This window comes from Pseudomonas sp. FSL R10-0399 (assembly GCF_009600165.1).
Classification (GTDB): Bacteria; Pseudomonadota; Gammaproteobacteria; order Pseudomonadales; family Pseudomonadaceae; genus Aquipseudomonas; species Aquipseudomonas helleri.
The window spans coordinates 1-3133 of sequence record NZ_WIWK01000216.1 but is presented as its reverse complement, the minus strand read 5'-3'; the positions used below and the strand labels follow the sequence as shown (position 1 = coordinate 3133).

Below are 3133 nucleotides of genomic sequence, written 5' to 3'. Positions count from 1 at the left end.
AGCCCGGCGCGGCCGTGGTAGCCACGGGCCAGACCGGCCCCGGCGATGTACAACTCACCGGCGCAACCTGGCGCCACGGGTTGCAACTGGCTGTCGAGCAAATACCAACTGAGGTCGCTGATGGGCCGGCCGATCGGGCTTTGCACCTTGGCATCGAGGTCCTGCGAACTCAGGGCGCGCCAGGTCACATGCACCGTGGTTTCGGTGATGCCATACATGTTGACCAGCGTGGTGGGCGCATCGCCAAAGCGCGCGTACCACGGGCGCAAGCTCGCCACATCGAGGGCTTCGCCACCAAAGATCACCCAGCGCAAGGCCAGGGTTTGCGGGCTGTTGCAGGCAATGGGCAGTAATTGCCGGAACGCCGTCGGGGTCTGGTTGAGCACCGTGACTTGCTCATCGCACAGCAACTGATGGAACGCCTGCGGCTCGCGGCTGATGAAGTACGGCACGATCACCAGACGCCCGCCGGTGCACAGCGCGCCGAACAGCTCCCACACCGAGAAATCGAACGCATAGGAATGGAACAGCGTCCACACGTCACTCGGGCCAAAGGCAAACTCATCGGCGGTGGCGCTGAGCAAACGGCTGACGTTGGCATGGCTCAGCAACGCCCCTTTCGGGCGCCCGGTGGAACCCGAGGTGTAGATAACATACGCCAGGTTGTCGGGCTGGGTCAGGTTGAGCAAATTGTCGGCGCTGAACGCCTCCCACTGCACATGCTCCAGACATAGGGCCTGCACGCCGACCCGCGGCGGCAGGTTTTCCAGCAGGTGCTCCTGGGTCAGCAATAACTGAATGCCGCTGTCTTCGATCATGTAGCTCAGGCGCTCGGCGGGGTATTGCGGATCGAGTGGCACATACGCGCCCCCAGCCTTGAGAATCGCCAGCACCCCGACCACCAGCGCCACGGCCCGCTCCGTAGCAATGCCGACCCGCACTTCCGGGCCGACACCGCGCTCGCGCAGTTTGCGGGCCAGGCGATTGGCCTGAGCGTTGAGCGCTGCATAGGTCAGCGAATCGTCACCGCAGCGCAGCGCCAAGGCATGCGGCTGCAAGGCGGCTTGCGCCTCGAACAGTTGGTGCAGGGTTGGCCCGGCAGGCTGCACCTCAACCTGCGGGTTCCATTGCGTCAGCAATGCCTGTTGCTCGTCCGGACCCAGCATGGCCAATTCAGCGATACGTTGCTGCGGCGCCTGCACCACCGCGCGCAGCAGGTTCAGCCAGTGCCCGGCCAAACGCTCAATGGTCGCGGCGTCATACACATCGCAGGCGTAGGTCAGGCTGGCGTGCAAGCGCTCGCCCTGTTCTTCGGTGTCCAGCGCCAGATCGAACTGCGCCGTGTGCTGCTGCCAGTCCATGCGCTCAATGCTCAGGCCCGGCAGTTGCCGCTCGACGCTCTCGCCGATCTGCCGCTGATGGTTGAACAACACTTGAAACAGCGGGCTGTGGCTCAGACTGCGCTGCGGCTGCAACGCGTCCACCAGTTGCTCGAACGGCAGGTCTTGATGCGCTTGTGCCCACAGGGCGTTGCGCTTGACCTGTTGCAGCAGGCTGGCAAACGTTTGCTGGCCGTCGATCTCGCTGCGCAGCACCTGGGTGTTGATAAAGAAGCCGATCAAGCCTTCGGTTTCGAGTTGCCCACGCCCGGCATTCGGCACCCCGACACTGATCGCCGACTGACCGCTGTAGCGATGCAACAAGGTTTGATAACTGGCCAACAGCAGCATAAACAGCGTGACATTGTGCTGTTGCGCCAACTGCCGCAGCGCACCCGCCAATGCCGGTTCTATGGCTACCTCCAAACGCGCCCCCCGCTCGCTGCGGATCGCCGGGCGAACCAGCTCGCTGGGCAGCTCAAGTGGCGCATGCTGGCTGCCGAGTTGCTCACGCCAGGCGTTCAACTGGCGCTCGCCCTCGCCGGCTTGCAACCCGTCGCGCTGCCAGACGGCGTAATCGGAGTAGCTCACGGCCAAGGGCGGCAGCTCATGGCCCAGGTACAGCTCACAGAATTCATCGACCATCACCTGCATCGACCAACCGTCAGCGGCAATGTGATGCACGGTCAGTACGAGCACGTGCTCATCGGCCGCGACCTTGAGCAGCAACACGCGCAGCAACGGCCCCGTGCGCAGGTCGAAGGGCTGACGCATTTCTTCGGCCACTTGGGTGTCAATCTGCGCGGCTGATGGCTGATCGAGGGTTAACTCACGCAGCGCCAGCGGCAAATGTGCGTGCAGCACGCCACGGGCCTGGTCACCGTCCTGAACAAAGGTGGTGCGCAAGGTTTCGTGGCGTTGTTGCAAGGCGTTGAAGCTGCGTAGCAAGGCCTCGCGATCGAGTGAGCCTTTAAGCCGCAGCGCCGCCGGAATGTTGTACGCGGCGCTGTGCGGGTCGAGCTGCCAGAGCAACCATTGGCGCTGCTGCGCATACGACAACACGCCGGGCTGGCCGGGCGCACGCGGGCGCAATGGCGGCTGACTGAGGGTGTGCGGCTGTGAGGCGCAACGGGCAGCGAAATCGCTGAGCACGCTGCTTTCAAACAGACTGCTCAGCGCCAGTTCTATGCCGAGCTGCTGGCGCACCCGCGACACCACTTGTGCCACCAGCAGCGAATGGCCGCCCAGTTCAAAGAAGTTGTCGTCGCGGCTGACCGCCTCAAGTTTGAGCACCTCTTGCCAGATCGCGGCTATACGGCTTTCGATCCCGGCGTGGGGCGCAATCACCTCGCGCTGCCAGTCAGCCGCTTGGGCCTGGGGCAGCGCCTTGCGGTCGATCTTACCGTTGGCATTGAGTGGCAAGCTCTGCAATTGAACCCAGTGCAGCGGCACCATGTAGTCCGGCAGTTGCGCCTTGAGCGCTGCTTTCAAGGTCTCGCGCCATTCGCTCCAGGCACTCGCTTCATCGTCGGCCACCACAAAGGCCACCAGCGCCTTGCCGGTCGGGCTGTCCTGCACGACCACGGCGGCTTCACGCACGCCAGCCAAGTCACGCAGACGCGACTCGATTTCACCCAATTCAATACGGAAGCCGCGCACTTTGACCTGTTGGTCGATACGGCCCACGTATTCCAACTGGCCGTCCGGGCGCCGCCGGGCCAGGTCGCCGGTGCGGTACAGACGCTCCCCCGCCC

Annotated in this window: 1 protein-coding gene; it reads right to left on the bottom strand. The window is 64.0% G+C overall.

What is annotated here, in order from left to right; all coding sequences use genetic code 11:
• The coding region (locus GHO41_RS28850; protein ID WP_153435311.1) for a non-ribosomal peptide synthetase at window positions 1–3133 on the bottom strand (3133 nt) is incomplete at both ends.